Genomic DNA, 14,549 nt, shown 5'->3' on the forward strand with positions numbered 1-14,549 from the left:
GGTCGCCACGGACGCTGACACTCCTCACTGCCTCACTGCCTCGGGTCTATCGATTAGACCTGATACGACCCATAGACTTCGTCCCACAAACACCAACCTAGGCCGTTCTTCAGGTTGCGATCGTGTCACGCACGGAAATGCCCGAGGAACTATTCGGACAACCGAGCGGGCACCACTTCGGTTAATCGACCTGAGCCCTCCTTAGCGTTACATTCAACGGTGTCATTCAGCTTTCCATGCGACTATCCGCGAGCACGGCGGCTCGCCGTGTCCAGCTCGGATTTCGCCAAGTCGGCGGGCCCGTAACGACCCAGAACAGGTTGGCTGTGCGTCAGAGGCCTCAGCCCGTGCCACGCACCCTGCTTCTTACCGCGGTGTACCCACCGATTGATCGCTCAACACGTTATCGGATGCGAACGATCGGTCGGTGACGGCCTCACCGGGCGGTCGCGGCCTTCCGGTATCCACGGAGCGCCGGATAGATCGACAACGCCAGCAGCGCCACCGTCCACATGCTCACCTTGAGCAGGTTCTCGGCCATCGGTCCCCCGACCGCAAGCGCTCGCATAAGTTCGATGGCCGGAGTCATCGGCTGGTTCGCCACGATCGGTTGCAACCAGTCCGGATATGCGCTCAGCGGCGAGAACCCCGAGTTGAAGAACATCAACAGACTCGAGAAGAGACCGAGGTACGGCACAATCGGCGCCCCCGGAGCCGCGTTGACGGCCAGCGCCAGCGTCATGATCCCGAACGCCGCGCCGTATGCCATCGCCACCGCGACCAGGCCGATCGCCGGGCCGACCCCCTGGGTGAAGCGAAAACCGATCAAATGCCCCGCGGCCAGCAGCAGCAGAGTCGTGACGAACACGCGGACCATGTCTGACGCGACACGCGAGGTAAGGTCGGCGCCGCGATTGATCGGCAAGACATACAACCTTGCCAGCAGTCCGGTCCGCCGTTCTCGATTAAGTCGGGTCGCCGACGCGATCGACCCGAACATCGCGCCGACAAGGATCACCAGCGGGACCGTTCCGTACGCACTGTCCTGTCCGGTTGCCTTACCGATGCTATCGCCGAGCACGACCTTGAACATCAGCATGCTCAGAGCGGGCATGACCAGCGACTGGACCAGCGTTGGAACATCTCTGACGAAGACCCGCAGCTGACGGCCTGCAAGGGCCAGGCTCTGACTCCACCACGCGCGAACCGACGACTCCGAATGTGTCGCTGCCTCACCCGCGGGACTCGGATCGGCCGCCGGACCGAGCGACCCAGGTGCTCGCACGTCGTGCCCTGGCGCGCCGCCATCTGTCTGTGAGGTGATCACGCTCGAACCTTCCGACCGCCGACACCGAGGAGGACCACCGCAGAGACGAACAGCCCGATGCACCACCACACCGTGGGCTGGAGGATCTCCCACGTCAGGACGCCACTGTCGGACGCACGCATGACGTTCACGAACTGGGAGATGGGTTGGTTACGAACGAAGGGCTGAATCCATTCCGGAAACTGCCCGACCGGCACGAACCCGCTCGACATCATGCCCAGGATCAGGGTCGGCAGCATCAAGGCCTGGCTGGTCGCCTCTGGACTTCCTGCGACGAGGCCGATCCCGTCGGCGAGAAGTGCGATCAGCAGGCCGACGATCAGAGCGGTTGCGTAAAGGCCGATGGTCCCGGTCACGCCGCCCATCGGACGCCACCCGATGACCGAGCAGGCGATGGTCGCGCAGATCAATGAGACCACCAGTAATACGGCGTTCGCGCTCAGGCGCGCGAACATCGGGACCACCGAGGGCATCGGCAACACACGAAACCGGGTGTTGATGCCCTCGGTGTCGTCGAAGGACGCGCGCATCGCGGCCGACGATGCGGCGAAGCCGACCGACTGGAGCACGATGATAGGCATCAGGAACTGCCCGTAGTTCACGCCAAATGTATTCATGACGCTGCTCAACGGCAGGTAGAAGCACACAGCAAGGAACACCGGGGAGACGAAGGCGAACACGAACTCGCCGTTGCGGAACACCTTGAAGATGCCGCGCACGCTGAGCGCCCACCACTGCTGCAGTGGCCGGGTCCGCGCTTCGGCGGGTGCTCTGAGAGACGCTAACGGCGATCCAGTCACGAACGTAGACATGTGACTCGTCTACCTCCCGCCATGTTCGGGGTCGGTCAGCGCGAGGAACACCTCGTCCAGTGAGGGGCGCCGCATCGCGACGTCCGACAGCTGGATCGAGGCATCCGTGGTGCGACGGATGACCTCGACCAGTGTTTCTGTCCCGCGCGGGGCGGGGACGGACACGGCGTGATCGTCGCTGTGCGCCGAGCCATCCGGAATGAGGTCGGCCAGAACCTCCAGCATGCGCGGCAAGTCGTCGGCGTGAGCCGGGGTGACCTCGCAATACGCGGCGCCGGTGGCCTCCTTGAGCGCGTCGGAGGTGCCCTGGGCGATCACGTGCCCCTTGTCGATGACCACGATGTTGTCCGACAGCACGTCTGCCTCTTCGAGGTACTGGGTGGTGAGGAGGATCGTGACGCCTTCGTCGCGGAGACGTCCGACGAGTGACCACACCTCGAGCCGGCTGCGGGGATCGAGGCCGGTTGTCGGTTCGTCGAGGAATACCACCTTGGGCGACGTGACGAGGCCACACGCGATGTCGATGCGCCGACGCATACCGCCCGAGTACTGGCCGACACGCTTGCCGGCCGCATCCGCCAGACCGAAGGTCTCGAGCAGCTCCGCGGCCCGGGACTTCGCGGCGGACTTGGAGAGTCCGAGCAGTCGGCCGAACAGAATCAGGTTCTCGCGGCCGGTGAGTGACTCATCCAGTGCGGCGAACTGCCCGGTCAGCATGATCGACCGGCGAACCGCAGCCGAATCGGCGACGACATCGTACCCGTTGACAGTGGCGGAGCCCCCGTCCGGTTTGAGGAGGGTGCACAGCATGTTCACCGTGGTCGTTTTGCCAGCGCCATTGGGCCCGAGGAGCGCGACGATGCTTCCCGCCGGAACAGAGAAGCTCACGTCCCGCACCGCGAGCGTGTCCTTGAAACTCTTCTGTAGGTTCTTGACCTCGATCGCGGGAGCACTCACCGGCGCATCCGGTTCGGAGTCTCGCAACCTGCTGGATCCCACGTCGATGCTGTCTTTCGGTTGATGTTGACCCATATGGGGCTCGGACGAGTCACCCGCCCCATCGTCCGGCGACGGCGACGTAATGGTTCGAGACTCAGCCCTCCGGTCCGCGCTCGTAGGCGCGGACAATCGCGTGGTCGGCGCTTGGTCCGCTCGGTCTGTATGCGACTCCCCGGGCAGATCGTGCTCATCCGCCAGATGCTCCGGTCCGCTGGTCCAGGCGCCGAGTCGCTCGTTCTCCAGGCGCCACTCCCGTAGCTTTGCCGCCACGTCATCCGAACCATCGCCCGGGGGCTCGGAGTCGATCCGCTCCTCTGGCGGGTTCCCCTCATCGAGCCGCCGATGCCGGGGTTGGTGCATGGCATCCGAGGGTTGCTGACCACCGGCCACGGGCATCTCTTCTTTCAGTCGGCTTCTCACTAGGCATCCGCGAACTTAACCCGGACGCACACACCAGCCTATCCATCGCGAGACTGGAGACAACGCAGCGACAGTCGTTTCACAACGGTCAGGCGCGTGCGTCCGTCTACTTATCGTCCCGGATAGCCGTCCATTCGCTAGGTCCACACCGCTTGCCTCAAGCGCACCGTACACTCCGCATGCGAGGCCCAGGGACGCCACACTCGAGATGAAGCACCTTTCTTCCGTCTCGCGAACCCCTTTTGCAGGAGGTAACGCCGAAGAATACGGCTTTGCGGAAATCGAAGTGGTGCGACAGATTACATCGCGAACGACACCGTATCGGGCCGTTCGCGATGGCCCGACGGCTATGATGCAGCATATCTATGACAGCGAGTCTGGCGATCTTCAACCCGGCGCTGCCACTCTGCCGTAGCGGCATGCCGTCGTGGAAAGTTCGTTATCGGCACAGGCAGAAATATGAGGACCTCACGTGACCAAAGAACTACTGATTGGCGTTCCTGTATTCGGACAAATCGAGTACACCCACGCACTTGTGTCCGACCTAATCCGGGAAGGCGCTGATTTCGTAATCATCGATAACAAGGGCGACTACACCCGGCTGGCGGACGAAAGGGTGGAACACCCCGGTAGGAATCTCGGGTGGGCCGGAGGTTCAAACTTTGGTTTCCGACTCGCGTTCTCGGAGGGGTACCAGAACGCGGTGACCCTGAACAATGACACCCGCATCTCCGTTGGATACGTTGACGCCCTCTTGGACTCGGCTCTGCCCGCCGACCGCGGCCTGGTGACGGCGGTGTACGACGACGAAATGGCGCATCGGATGATGCTCGCGGACTACAGGGGACCCGCCGACCAATACATCCCGGCGAACAGATTTCGGGAGGTGCCGTTTGTCGACGGCACCGGACTCTTGATTACACGCGAAGCGTGGCGGGCCGTCGGAAGCCTGGACGAACGCACGTTCGGAACATATGCGTGGGGTGCAGACCTCGACCTATCACTACGAGTTCGGCAAGCCGGATTCAAGATCTACGTAACTGAAAGGGGCTTCCTAAACCATCTCGGCCAGAGAACGGCAACCGCTTCCAAGTCGCGATTTTCCTATCAGTTGAGTTCATTCCGTCAGATGAAGCAAGGCATGCGTCGCATCGGGTTGAACGGTCAGATCCGCGCCGATTCAAAGTTGCCGGTCGTCACCAGATCATTCGAGTAGCGGTAGGTGCGCTCGCGCGTACACAAACGCGGAACTCGTGGCGGAACGGCCTTCTCAAAGTCAGTCCTGATGACTGCACGAACGCACCACTATCGCCCGGGTCGACCGAGAAACGCGTCTGACGGGCGATGCCGAGACGGCAAGCCCTTGTCTGAAACCGGCTCTTCCTGATTCAGAGTGCGTGCAAGCGTTCTGCCAGGCCGCCGGAGTGGATAAGTGACCGCAAGATGTAGTGGTTGAGGTTGCGGAAGCCCAGGGCGATGCCACGCAGGTGTTCCAGGCGGCCGTTGATCGCTTCAACGGGCCCGTTGGAGGCGCCGGTGTCGAAGTAGGCCAGGATCTCGGCACGTGTCGGCCCACAACGAGCGGCCGAGCTGGGCGAGTTCGAGCAGACCGGCCGGCAGGCCGGTGTGGATCTTCTTGAGGACCTTGTACATCAAGACCTTCCCGTCCCGCTTGCGTTCCTGGTCGTAGGCCTCGATCAACTGTTGGTAGATCGCGTAGCTGATCGCGACGGCGAGATGGTCCTCGTGGGCTTCCAGACCCGAGCGCAGTCGGGTCTTCTGCTTGTCGGTGAGTAACCCGATGCGGGTCAGCAGGGTGCGGCGGATACCGAACAGCGGATCCCCGGACCGACCCCGGTGCCCGCACGTATCCTGTTGCACGCGTTGACGACACAACGTCAGCTTCTGCGCTGCCAAATGGATCACGTGGAACGGATCCATCACCGGCCGCGCCTTCTCGAGCGCTTCGGCGGTGGCGGTGCGATACCCAGTGAACCCATCCATCGCCACCACCCGGATGCGGTCACGAAACGACTGATCGCGGGCACCGAGCCAGTCGGCAAGGGCGGCCTTGGATCGGCCGGCGACCATGTCCAACAACCTGGCTGGGCCAGTCCCGTCCACGACCGGGGTGAGGTCGACCAACACGGTCACGAAACTCGAATTACCCGTGCCGCGAACATGTTTCCACTTGTGCTCGTCGACCCCGAGAACTCGGACACCAGCCAGACGGGCCGGCGCCGAGGCCAGGGTGTGGGCCGCATCCAGGGCCAGGGTGTTGACGGTGTTCCAACTCAACCCGACCGAGGCCGCGACCGCCGACACGCTCATCTTGTCGACAATCATCCGCCGCATGATCCAAGCAGTGGTGCGGCGGGTGACCTGGGCTCGCGGAGCCACGATCGAGCTGATGTCGGCCCGAAACACCGACGTGGCGCACCCAGCGTTGGTGCAGGCGTAACGCGGCACCTTCACGTGCAGACGAGTCGGATGCCCGACGATCGGCAGATCCGCGACCTCCCGATCCACATGGTCACGCAGCCGACCGGCCTGCCCGCACCTGGGACACCCATCCTGAGGGGCCAGGACCTGGCAGAACACGTGGGTGCGGTCCTCGCCGTCGAGGGCTGCGTCGGTGATCGTCACCCCGAGCTCGATGGTGCGGCAAATGGTGTCGGCAATAGCGCTACGCTGCAACATGGGTCCTGTTGTGTCCGGGTGGGTGTGTGAGAGCTTCCATCCTCACACCACAGGACCCGCCTATATCTCCAGGCTCACCGCCCATCACCCCGCGATCTTGCTCACCCCTACATCTTGTGGTCGCAAGAACCTGTTCCACGCACCGTCAATCAGGAAGAGCCACTGAGGCTCTTCCTGATTCAGAGTGCGTGCAAGCGTTCTGCCAGGCCGCCGGAGTGGATAAGTGACCGCAAGATGTAGTGGTTGAGGTTGCGGAAGCCCAGGGCGATGCCACGCAGGTGTTCCAGGCGTCCGTTGATCGCTTCAACGGGCCCGTTGGAGGCGCCGGTGTCGAAGTAGGCCAGGATCTCGGCACGTGTCGGCCCACAACGAGCGGCCGAGCTGGGCGAGTTCGAGCAGACCGGCCGGCAGGCCGGTGTGGATCTTCTTGAGGACCTTGTACATCAAGACCTTCCCGTCCCGCTTGCGTTCCTGGTCGTAGGCCTCGATCAACTGTTGGTAGATCGCGTAGCTGATCGCGACGGCGAGATGGTCCTCGTGGGCTTCCAGACCCGAGCGCAGTCGGGTCTTCTGCTTGTCGGTGAGTAACCCGATGCGGGTCAGCAGGGTGCGGCGGATACCGAACAGCGGATCCCCGGACCGACCCCGGTGCCCGCACGTATCCTGTTGCACGCGTTGACGACACAACGTCAGCTTCTGCGCTGCCAAATGGATCACGTGGAACGGATCCATCACCGGCCGCGCCTTCTCGAGCGCTTCGGCGGTGGCGGTGCGATACCCAGTGAACCCATCCATCGCCACCACCCGGATGCGGTCACGAAACGACTGATCGCGGGCACCGAGCCAGTCGGCAAGGGCGGCCTTGGATCGGCCGGCGACCATGTCCAACAACCTGGCTGGGCCAGTCCCGTCCACGACCGGGGTGAGGTCGACCAACACGGTCACGAAACTCGAATTACCCGTGCCGCGAACATGTTTCCACTTGTGCTCGTCGACCCCGAGAACTCGGACACCAGCCAGACGGGCCGGCGCCGAGGCCAGGGTGTGGGCCGCATCCAGGGCCAGGGTGTTGACGGTGTTCCAACTCAACCCGACCGAGGCCGCGACCGCCGACACGCTCATCTTGTCGACAATCATCCGCCGCATGATCCAAGCAGTGCTGCGGCGGGTGACCTGGGCTCGCGGAGCCACGATCGAGCTGATGTCGGCCCGAAACACCGACGTGGCGCACCCAGCGTTGGTGCAGGCGTAACGCGGCACCTTCACGTGCAGACGAGTCGGATGCCCGACGATCGGCAGATCCGCGACCTCCCGATCCACATGGTCACGCAGCCGACCGGCCTGCCCGCACCTGGGACACCCATCCTGAGGGGCCAGGACCTGGCAGAACACGTGGGTGCGGTCCTCGCCGTCGAGGGCGGCATCGGTGATCGTCACCCCGAGCTCGATGGTGCGGCAAATGGTGTCGGCAATAGCGCTACGCTGCAACATGGGTCCTGTCGGTGTCGGGCTGATGGTGTGAGAACTTTCATCCTCACACCGCAGGACCCGCCTATACCTCCAGCGACACCGCCCATCACCCCGCGATCTTGCTCACCCCTACATCTTGTGGTCGCAAGAACCTGTTCCACGCACCGTCAATCAGGAAGAGCCGGTTTATCGACCGCGTATGTGCGAGCAATGCATCTAGGGCAGAAAGTGTCGCAGCACCTCGCGGCATAACGGAGAACATCCTTTCACGTTCTGGTTGGAACAGGGGTCTGCATGATCACCAGAAGGGCAGGCCACATCATGGATCCACGAATACGCGACACGTGCTGCCCAAGGCAGATGGAAGACTAGCCTAGTTAATTACCATCGCTTACTAACCCCCCGTTGTCTACCATGCCGGAACGCATTCGGCATATCGAACCTAACTCCTCACGGAGTAACCGCGCATTTTCATGCAAGTCCAACTTCGACCTCACCCGCCGGGGCAGTGCAGCGGCGCCCGGCCTCCGGACAGCCATGGCAGACTCACACCGTGACCCAGGAGACGGCCAACGCAGACAAGTCGACCACCGACAAGACCGGTGCGCCGACGTCGGTGCGCGACAACACCTCGGCCCGGCGCTACGAGATCACCGTCGACGGCACCACCGACGGTGTCGTCGCGGGTTTCGCAGAGTATCGGGACCGCGCCGACGGTTCGGGCACGGACACCGAGCGGGTCTTCTTCCACACGGAGGTAGCCGAAGAATTCGGCGGCCGGGGACTTGCGACGATCCTGGTTCGCGAAGCGCTCGACGACGCACGGTCGCGCGGGCTCGTCATCGTGGGGGTTTGCCCCCTCGTCGGGGCCTTCCTGAAAAAGCATCCGGAGTACGCCGGTGCCACGCGACCGGTCACTCGCGACGTCCTGACCTGGCTGCGAGGTCAGCAGACCTGAGGGGTCGCCCTCAGGCCGGGGCGACCGGGCCCGTGGCGGTCCCCGAGGTGCCCACATCACCCGCGGGAGTGCTGTCGACGCTGACACTGCCATCCCGCTGGACTTCCACCCGGCGCATGCGCAGGCCGACGTCGACCACGATCGACGCGAGCACGTCCCGTCCCGCCGGCAGGATGCGGGCGGTGACACTGCCGTGGTCCGCAGATGTCGCCGCGACAGCGGTCAACTCCTCGACGAGCATCCGACGTGCGAGGCTCCCGGGCGTGGATTCGTCGGCGAGGTCGTCTGACGCGTAGTCGTCGAGGGCGCCGTCGTCGAGCAATCGCACGGAGATACCGAGTCGGCGTACTGCCCATACCGCCTCACCCACCTCGGGCGCGTCCCAGCCGGGTGCGCGGATGGTGTCGCGGAGCTGCGCCTCCGTCAGGCGTACGTCGCGCGCCTCCTCCGGGCCGAATTCGTGTCCGCCGGCGATCTGCTCCAGGATCGGGCGTGCGCCCGCGTCGAGACGCTCGAGCTGCCTTCTCCGTTCGTCGGCCGACGCCGCCGTCGCGGCCTCCTCCGCCGCCTGCGCGAACGCCTGCTCCCGAAGGCTGCGGAGGCGGTCGGGCATCGGGATCGCCATGAGCCCGAACAGTGTTGCCAGCACCAGGACGGGATAACAGAACAGGGTGTTGCCGGCCCCGATCGCGTAGCCGATGCCGATGATCTCTCCACCGACCGCAGCCAGACCCGTGGCGCAGAACGCCCCCACCCCAGGCGAACAGCGGTCGCCGGTACAGCACCACCATGGCCAGGATGATCGTCAACGCCGAGCTCGCGGGGGTGGTCTGAAGGGTCAGGTACGTGTCGAGCGAGAGGGTCCAGAACGACGTCGCGAGTCCGGCGACGGTCAGGACGGTCACCACCGCGGCAGTGCCCCACGGCAGCGTCGTCCGGCCGTAGCGCATGAGCAGAGACGTGGCCACCACGAACAGGGCGAAACCCGTCGTCAGCGCGCCCCAGGTGCCCACCGATCGGATCTGCCAACCGGCGCCGATGGTCACGGCCACGTAGATCACCGCGAAGATGACGAGTGCTCGAACGAGCAGCGGCGAACCGAGCCCGAACAGATTACCGGTCGTCTCGTCGAGGTCGATCGCTTCCTCGGGCACCGGGTGCGAGATCACGGCCGCCTCCATTCGACGGTGACGACCGTGCCCTGACCCGGCGCGCTCTCGACCTCCGCGCCGCCGCCCGGCAGACCGGCCATCCGCGCGCGGATGCCGACCGCGATGCCGAATCGCCGCGGATCCACGACGTCGGGGTCGAATCCCACGCCGTCGTCGGTCACGGTCACCCTCGCGAAGCCGTCTCCGAACTCGGCGGTGACCGCGCAGCGCGCGTCCGGACCCGCATGCCGCACACAGTTCCGGGTCGCCTCGGCCACACAGTCGACCATGTTCTTGACGACCTGCGCCGGGTAGCTCGCCGCGGGTGACGAGATGACGTGCGCGCACGACGCGAGCCCGCTCGTCGAGGCGACGGTCTCCTCTATCCGCGAGGCGAACCTCCGAGCCGTGACCTCCGACGGCGGTACGGTGCTGCGGTCGAGTTCGTCGATCGCCGACGCCGCCTGCTCCGCGAGCCGCGGGTCCGGCGGTCCCTCCCGAACGGCCAGGAGAGTGGCGATCACGTGGTCGTGGATCAGCGCGGCGAACCGGGAACGCTCCGCCTCCTGCGCCGCGCCGGCAGCGGCCCGCGCTGTCATCGCGAGGACGGCGGGGTGCCGCGCATCGAGGGCGCGCACGTTGCGCACCGCGGCGAGAGCCACGGCCAGGAACACCCCGGCAAGCGCCGCGGACAGCGGCACACTCAGCAATTCGACGGGACGGAGTTCTCCGTAGCGCGCGATCTGATTGGCAGCGTGGACGGCGAAGGTGGCGACGACGAGGTTCGTCACGGCCAGGCCGGTCCGCAACATCACGACGAGTCCGAAGCTCGGCACCGACGGGAACTGCAACAGCCACACCGCCCAGCGGGCCTCCTCGTCCGGTTCGCCGAGCCAGGCCGGAAACCACAGAAGCGTCGCCGCGAGATAGCCCAGTGCGCAGGCACAGACCAGCCCCAGGAGGGCCCGCGGAACGGTCAGGAAGGTCGAGGCGACCAACAAGGCGGCGGGCACGACGACCAGCAGAAGGCTCACCGGCGTCCACCAGGACGCCGCGAGGTCGGCCCGCATCATCGCGACCGGGACCATCACGGCGCAGAAGGCGAGGAGTCCGCTTCCGACGAACCTGCACCCGATTCGCTTCTGACGGTCGAGATCGGACGAATCCTCGCGGATACCGCGCCCCAGGCCTCGGCGAACACGATCGACGACACGCTCCGCGCGCACCTCGCCCACGGTGCTGTGGGACCGTGTCGTCGTGCTCATCTGGACAACCGCCGGTCTGCCGAAGCCTCCTGGCGATCCGCTTCCGCAGCCGTGAACTCGACCAGTTGGACCTGGTCATCGGTGTCGACACCCACCGACGCCAGGGTGTTCCGACCCGGTGGATGGATGCGGACGGTCACGCGACCGCTCTCGGCATCGGCGAGGAGTTCGGCGACCGCCGCACCGAGCCGGTCACGGGTCCGTGCGGCTTCATCTTCGGCAAGGACGGACAGGCCGCCGTCGTCGAGCAGCACCACCTTCACGCCCCGCTGCCGGGCACGCCAGGCAGCGTCCCGGACCTCCGGCACATCGAGATCCGTTGCACGGATGCCATCACGGAGTTGCGCCTCGATGAGGCGGGCGACGGCCACCTCCTCGGCGCTGAACTCCTGCCGGTCGGCGATGCGGGTGAGGATCGGCCGGGCGCGTTCGTCGAGCGCTGCCAGGCGCCGGCTGCGAACCTCGGCCGCCGCGGCCGCCGCGGCGTCTCGCGCCGCCTGACGTTCGTTGGCTTCTCGCAGTCCGTACAGCTGCCGGGCCATCGGCCGCAGCATGAGTGAAACAACGAACCCATGATCATGATGGCGTAACCGGGCAGTGTCACCGCCAGACCCCACATCGCGTCCCCGAGCGCCAGATGCCCCCATTCGGTCGCTATCAGCGAGATCACGATGCTCGCGCTCCACGCTGCCAGTGGGCGGCCGCGCACCGCGACGAAGGCGAGGATGACCACCGACGCACCCATGGACGGGCCGGTCTGCATGGCGTGCGTCAACGGGAACGGCAGCGAGAACAGGGAGGCTGTCACCCCGGCGACCGCCAGGACGGCGATCACCACCGTGGTCGGCATGGGCAACGGGTCGCCCGGTGCATCGAGGATGAGGAATCCGCCGGCGGCGAAGAACAGGAACCCTGCGATGATCCCGACCCACTGCCAGACCCCCGTGACGTCGGCGTTGGCGTACAACGTGACGGCGAGATATCCGCAGCCGAACATCGCCATGGTCACCCAGAGCGGGCGGGAGCCGATACCGAAGGCGTTGTCGACCGCGCCCCGCTCGACGTCCCGGCCGTGTTCGCAGTTCCCGATCACGGACGTTCCCATCCGATCTGGACGGTGGTGCCGCGGCGCGGGCGACTGTTCACCTGCGCGTGGCCGCCGGGCAGTCGTGACATCCGGCCGCGGATGCTGACCGCGATCCCGACCCGGCCGGGGCCCACCGAGTCCGGGTCGAAGCCGGTGCCGTTGTCGACGACCGCCATGCTCAGCACCTCCGGCGCGAGCTGCACGATCACCGCGCACTCGGCATCGGGCCCGGCATGCCGGACGACGTTGCGCAGCGCCTCCGACATCGCCTCGACAACCGCCTGCACAGCCTCCACGGGATAGTCGACGTGGTCCCACCGAGCCACCCTCGTACCGTCGGAGTCTGTCGCCGCGCCGAGGATCTGGACCTCGAATCGCTCGGAGACGTCGGCTGCCGCCGATCTGATCCGGCGAAGGGTCTCGGCTCGTGACACCGCTTCGGCGTCGCCGGCGACCGGCACGCGGACCAGTTCCTCGAGCGCGGAGCGTGCCTGTGCGGCGAGACGGTGATCGGGTGTGCCCGGCCCGACTGCGAGCAGGGACGCGATCACCCGGTCGTGGACGATGGCGTCGAAGCGCGCCTTCTCGACCTCGCGGGCCGCCTCCGCGGCGACCTTCGCCGCGTTCCGGTAGGTCTCTTCACGGGTCTCGTCCAGGCGCCGCCCGGTGCGGGTGGCCACGAGAACAACCGCGAGGAAGACCGCGGTGAACACGACCGACCACACGATCTCGAACACGAGATCCGTGGTGACCTCTCCGAACCGCCCGAGTTGTTGCGAGACATGCGAAGCGACGGACGACACGACGAGACTGATCGCACCGAGCCTGGCATTGACGAGCATCAGCACCATGCTCGGCATCCCGCAGAACGCGATCATCCACTGCGCCACGCCCTCCGTGTCGGCGATGGCGGCTCCGGTCCAGGCCGGGAACCACAGCGCGATGCCCAACAGATAGCCACCCCAGGTGGCCAGCGCCAGCGGAGCGAGCCAGGAAACGCCCCGGCGAAAGCTGGAGATGATCAAAAGGATCCCGGGCCCGACGGACAGGATGACGCTCAGCGGTACCCACCAGGAGGCGGTCACCGTCGCCGCGGAGGCGATCGCCGCGAACGAGACGATCGGATAACCGATGAAGCCGAGACCGAGAAATCGCGCGCCGATCCGGCGGACATGGTCGAGATCCGGCTCGGCCGAGTCGGATTCGAAAACTCGACGCACCCCAAGCCGGATGTTCCATCGTTCTGTCGGTCAGAGATGCATCGGTCGCGGCCATCAGGTCAACCCTCACACCCACCGGTGACGCGGTCAATCCATCGGGGGAACCAACGGGACCGGCGTACTCACCCGGCACGCCGAACGGCCCGTCCCCCTCGAGAGGGGAACGGGCCGTTCGGGTGTCGATCTCGCTGGGAGTCGGCTTACTTGGCCTTCTCCAGCACCTCGACCAGACGCCAGTGCTTGGTCGCCGACAGCGGGCGGGTCTCCATGATCCGCACGCGGTCACCGACGCCGGCATCGCCGTTCTCGTCGTGTGCCTTGACCTTGCTCGTGGTCCGGATGATCTTCTTGTAGAGCGGGTGGCTCTTACGATCTTCCAGCTCGACCACGATGGTCTTCTGCATCTTGTCGCTGACCACGTAGCCGATCCGCTCCTTGCGGCGGTTACGCTCGGCAGCCTGGTTTTCGGTCACTTTCTGGTCCTCACTCATGCGTCTTCACCTTCCGGTCCCGACGCCAGGCCCAGCTCACGCTCACGCATGACGGTGTAGATACGTGCGATCTCGCGACGCACGGTGCGCAGACGGCGGTTGTTGTCGAGCTGGCCGGTGGCCATCTGGAAACGAAGGTTGAAGAGCTCTTCCTTCGACTCCTTCAGGCGGTCGACCAGATCGGCGTCGTTGAGCTCGCGCAGCTCGTTCGCAGCAACTCCGAGAGACATCAGAACTGCTCCTCTCGTGTCACGATCCGGGTCTTGATGGGGAGCTTGTGCTGTGCGCGGCGCAGGGCCTCGCGAGCGATCTCCTCATTCGGGTAGGTCATCTCGAACAGCACGCGACCCGGCTTGACCGGGGCGACCCACCACTCGGGCGAACCCTTACCCGAACCCATGCGGGTTTCGGCCGGCTTCTTGGTGAGCGGGCGGTCCGGGAAGATGTTGATCCAGACCTTGCCGCCACGCTTGATGTGCCGGTTGATCGCGATACGAGCGGACTCGATCTGACGGTTGGTGATGTACGCGCCTTCCAGAGCCTGGATGCCGTAATCGCCGAACGTCACCTTGGTGCCGCCCTTGGCCTGCCCCTTGAGGCTGGGGTGATGCTGCTTGCGGTGCTTGACCCGACGTGGGATCAACATGGC

The 14,549-nt window shown here is 65.4% G+C and carries 12 protein-coding genes and 2 pseudogenes; 2 read left to right on the forward strand and 12 right to left on the reverse strand.

Going from position 1 to position 14,549, the window contains the following annotated elements:
* Nucleotides 1-436 precede the first annotated feature (436 nt).
* The 3 genes from RVF83_RS00820 to RVF83_RS00830 are packed head-to-tail and all read right to left on the reverse strand — an operon-like array spanning nucleotide 437 to nucleotide 3,534.
* On the reverse strand, nucleotides 437-1,285 hold the full coding sequence (locus tag RVF83_RS00820; RefSeq protein WP_051989222.1) for an ABC transporter permease: 849 nt from the start codon (nucleotides 1,283-1,285) through the stop codon (nucleotides 437-439).
* A 38-nt stretch (nucleotides 1,286-1,323) separates the two neighbouring features.
* Complete coding sequence (locus RVF83_RS00825) at nucleotides 1,324-2,139, reverse strand: ABC transporter permease (RefSeq protein WP_005193835.1); 816 nt, start codon at nucleotides 2,137-2,139, stop codon at nucleotides 1,324-1,326.
* Nucleotides 2,140-2,148: 9 nt separating this feature from the next.
* The gene (locus RVF83_RS00830) at nucleotides 2,149-3,534 is read right to left on the reverse strand and encodes an ATP-binding cassette domain-containing protein (protein WP_005193837.1); all 1,386 of its coding nucleotides are present in this window, start codon (nucleotides 3,532-3,534) and stop codon (nucleotides 2,149-2,151) included.
* A gap of 496 nt (nucleotides 3,535-4,030) precedes the next feature.
* Between RVF83_RS00830 and RVF83_RS00835 the strand changes: the two genes are divergently transcribed.
* Nucleotides 4,031-4,774: a glycosyltransferase gene (locus tag RVF83_RS00835; RefSeq protein ID WP_005193839.1), complete on the forward strand. Its 744-nt coding sequence runs from the start codon at nucleotides 4,031-4,033 to the stop codon at nucleotides 4,772-4,774.
* 172 nt (nucleotides 4,775-4,946) lie between these two features.
* Here the strand turns inward: RVF83_RS00835 and RVF83_RS00840 are convergent.
* Nucleotides 4,947-6,258 (reverse strand): annotated as a pseudogene (locus tag RVF83_RS00840) (ISL3 family transposase).
* 179 nt (nucleotides 6,259-6,437) lie between these two features.
* Nucleotides 6,438-7,749 (reverse strand): annotated as a pseudogene (locus RVF83_RS00845) (ISL3 family transposase).
* 532 nt (nucleotides 7,750-8,281) lie between these two features.
* On the opposite strand from RVF83_RS00845, the gene RVF83_RS00850 reads away from it, so the two are divergent.
* Nucleotides 8,282-8,686, forward strand: a complete 405-nt coding sequence (locus tag RVF83_RS00850; protein WP_005194661.1) for a GNAT family N-acetyltransferase — start codon at nucleotides 8,282-8,284, stop codon at nucleotides 8,684-8,686.
* A 10-nt stretch (nucleotides 8,687-8,696) separates the two neighbouring features.
* Here the strand turns inward: RVF83_RS00850 and RVF83_RS00855 are convergent, their stop codons facing one another.
* From RVF83_RS00855 to rplP, 7 genes are all read right to left on the reverse strand, one after another.
* On the reverse strand, nucleotides 8,697-9,440 hold the full coding sequence (locus RVF83_RS00855; protein ID WP_341261985.1) for a hypothetical protein: 744 nt from the start codon (nucleotides 9,438-9,440) through the stop codon (nucleotides 8,697-8,699).
* A gap of 411 nt (nucleotides 9,441-9,851) precedes the next feature.
* Complete coding sequence (locus RVF83_RS00860) at nucleotides 9,852-11,102, reverse strand: sensor histidine kinase (protein WP_005194658.1); 1,251 nt, start codon at nucleotides 11,100-11,102, stop codon at nucleotides 9,852-9,854.
* On the reverse strand, nucleotides 11,099-11,644 hold the full coding sequence (locus RVF83_RS00865) for a hypothetical protein (RefSeq protein ID WP_247602510.1): 546 nt from the start codon (nucleotides 11,642-11,644) through the stop codon (nucleotides 11,099-11,101). Before RVF83_RS00865 ends, RVF83_RS00860 begins: the two co-directional genes overlap by 4 nt.
* Nucleotides 11,645-12,191: 547 nt before the next feature.
* Nucleotides 12,192-13,409 carry a sensor histidine kinase gene (locus RVF83_RS00870; RefSeq protein WP_341261986.1) on the reverse strand — a complete coding sequence of 406 codons (1,218 nt, stop codon included), beginning with the start codon at nucleotides 13,407-13,409 and terminating at the stop codon, nucleotides 12,192-12,194.
* 200 nt (nucleotides 13,410-13,609) lie between these two features.
* The gene (rpsQ, locus tag RVF83_RS00875) at nucleotides 13,610-13,900 is read right to left on the reverse strand and encodes a 30S ribosomal protein S17 (RefSeq protein WP_005194649.1); all 291 of its coding nucleotides are present in this window, start codon (nucleotides 13,898-13,900) and stop codon (nucleotides 13,610-13,612) included.
* The gene (gene rpmC, locus RVF83_RS00880) at nucleotides 13,897-14,130 is read right to left on the reverse strand and encodes a 50S ribosomal protein L29 (RefSeq protein WP_005194647.1); all 234 of its coding nucleotides are present in this window, start codon (nucleotides 14,128-14,130) and stop codon (nucleotides 13,897-13,899) included. The genes rpsQ and rpmC overlap by 4 nt, the downstream gene beginning before the upstream one ends.
* Entirely contained in the window at nucleotides 14,130-14,546 is a 417-nt protein-coding gene (gene rplP, locus RVF83_RS00885; protein ID WP_004020548.1) for a 50S ribosomal protein L16, read from the reverse strand. The genes rpmC and rplP overlap by 1 nt, the downstream gene beginning before the upstream one ends.
* Nucleotides 14,547-14,549 lie beyond the last annotated feature (3 nt).

This window comes from Gordonia rubripertincta, from assembly GCF_038024875.1.
GTDB lineage: Bacteria > Actinomycetota > Actinomycetes > Mycobacteriales > Mycobacteriaceae > Gordonia > Gordonia rubripertincta.

Bases quoted from the DNA above. Each gene is read 5' to 3' on its own strand.
- rplP (WP_004020548.1), bottom strand. From the start codon at position 14,546: ATGTTGATCCCACGTCGGGTCAAGCACCGCAAGCAGCATCACCCCAGC.
- RVF83_RS00830 (WP_005193837.1), bottom strand. From the start codon at position 3,534: ATGCCCGTGGCCGGTGGTCAGCAACCCTCGGATGCCATGCACCAACCC.
- RVF83_RS00860 (WP_005194658.1), bottom strand. From the start codon at position 11,102: ATGAGCACGACGACACGGTCCCACAGCACCGTGGGCGAGGTGCGCGCG.
- RVF83_RS00825 (WP_005193835.1), bottom strand. From the start codon at position 2,139: ATGTCTACGTTCGTGACTGGATCGCCGTTAGCGTCTCTCAGAGCACCC.
- rpsQ (WP_005194649.1), bottom strand. From the start codon at position 13,900: ATGAGTGAGGACCAGAAAGTGACCGAAAACCAGGCTGCCGAGCGTAAC.
- RVF83_RS00865 (WP_247602510.1), bottom strand. From the start codon at position 11,644: ATGGCCCGGCAGCTGTACGGACTGCGAGAAGCCAACGAACGTCAGGCG.
- rpmC (WP_005194647.1), bottom strand. From the start codon at position 14,130: ATGTCTCTCGGAGTTGCTGCGAACGAGCTGCGCGAGCTCAACGACGCC.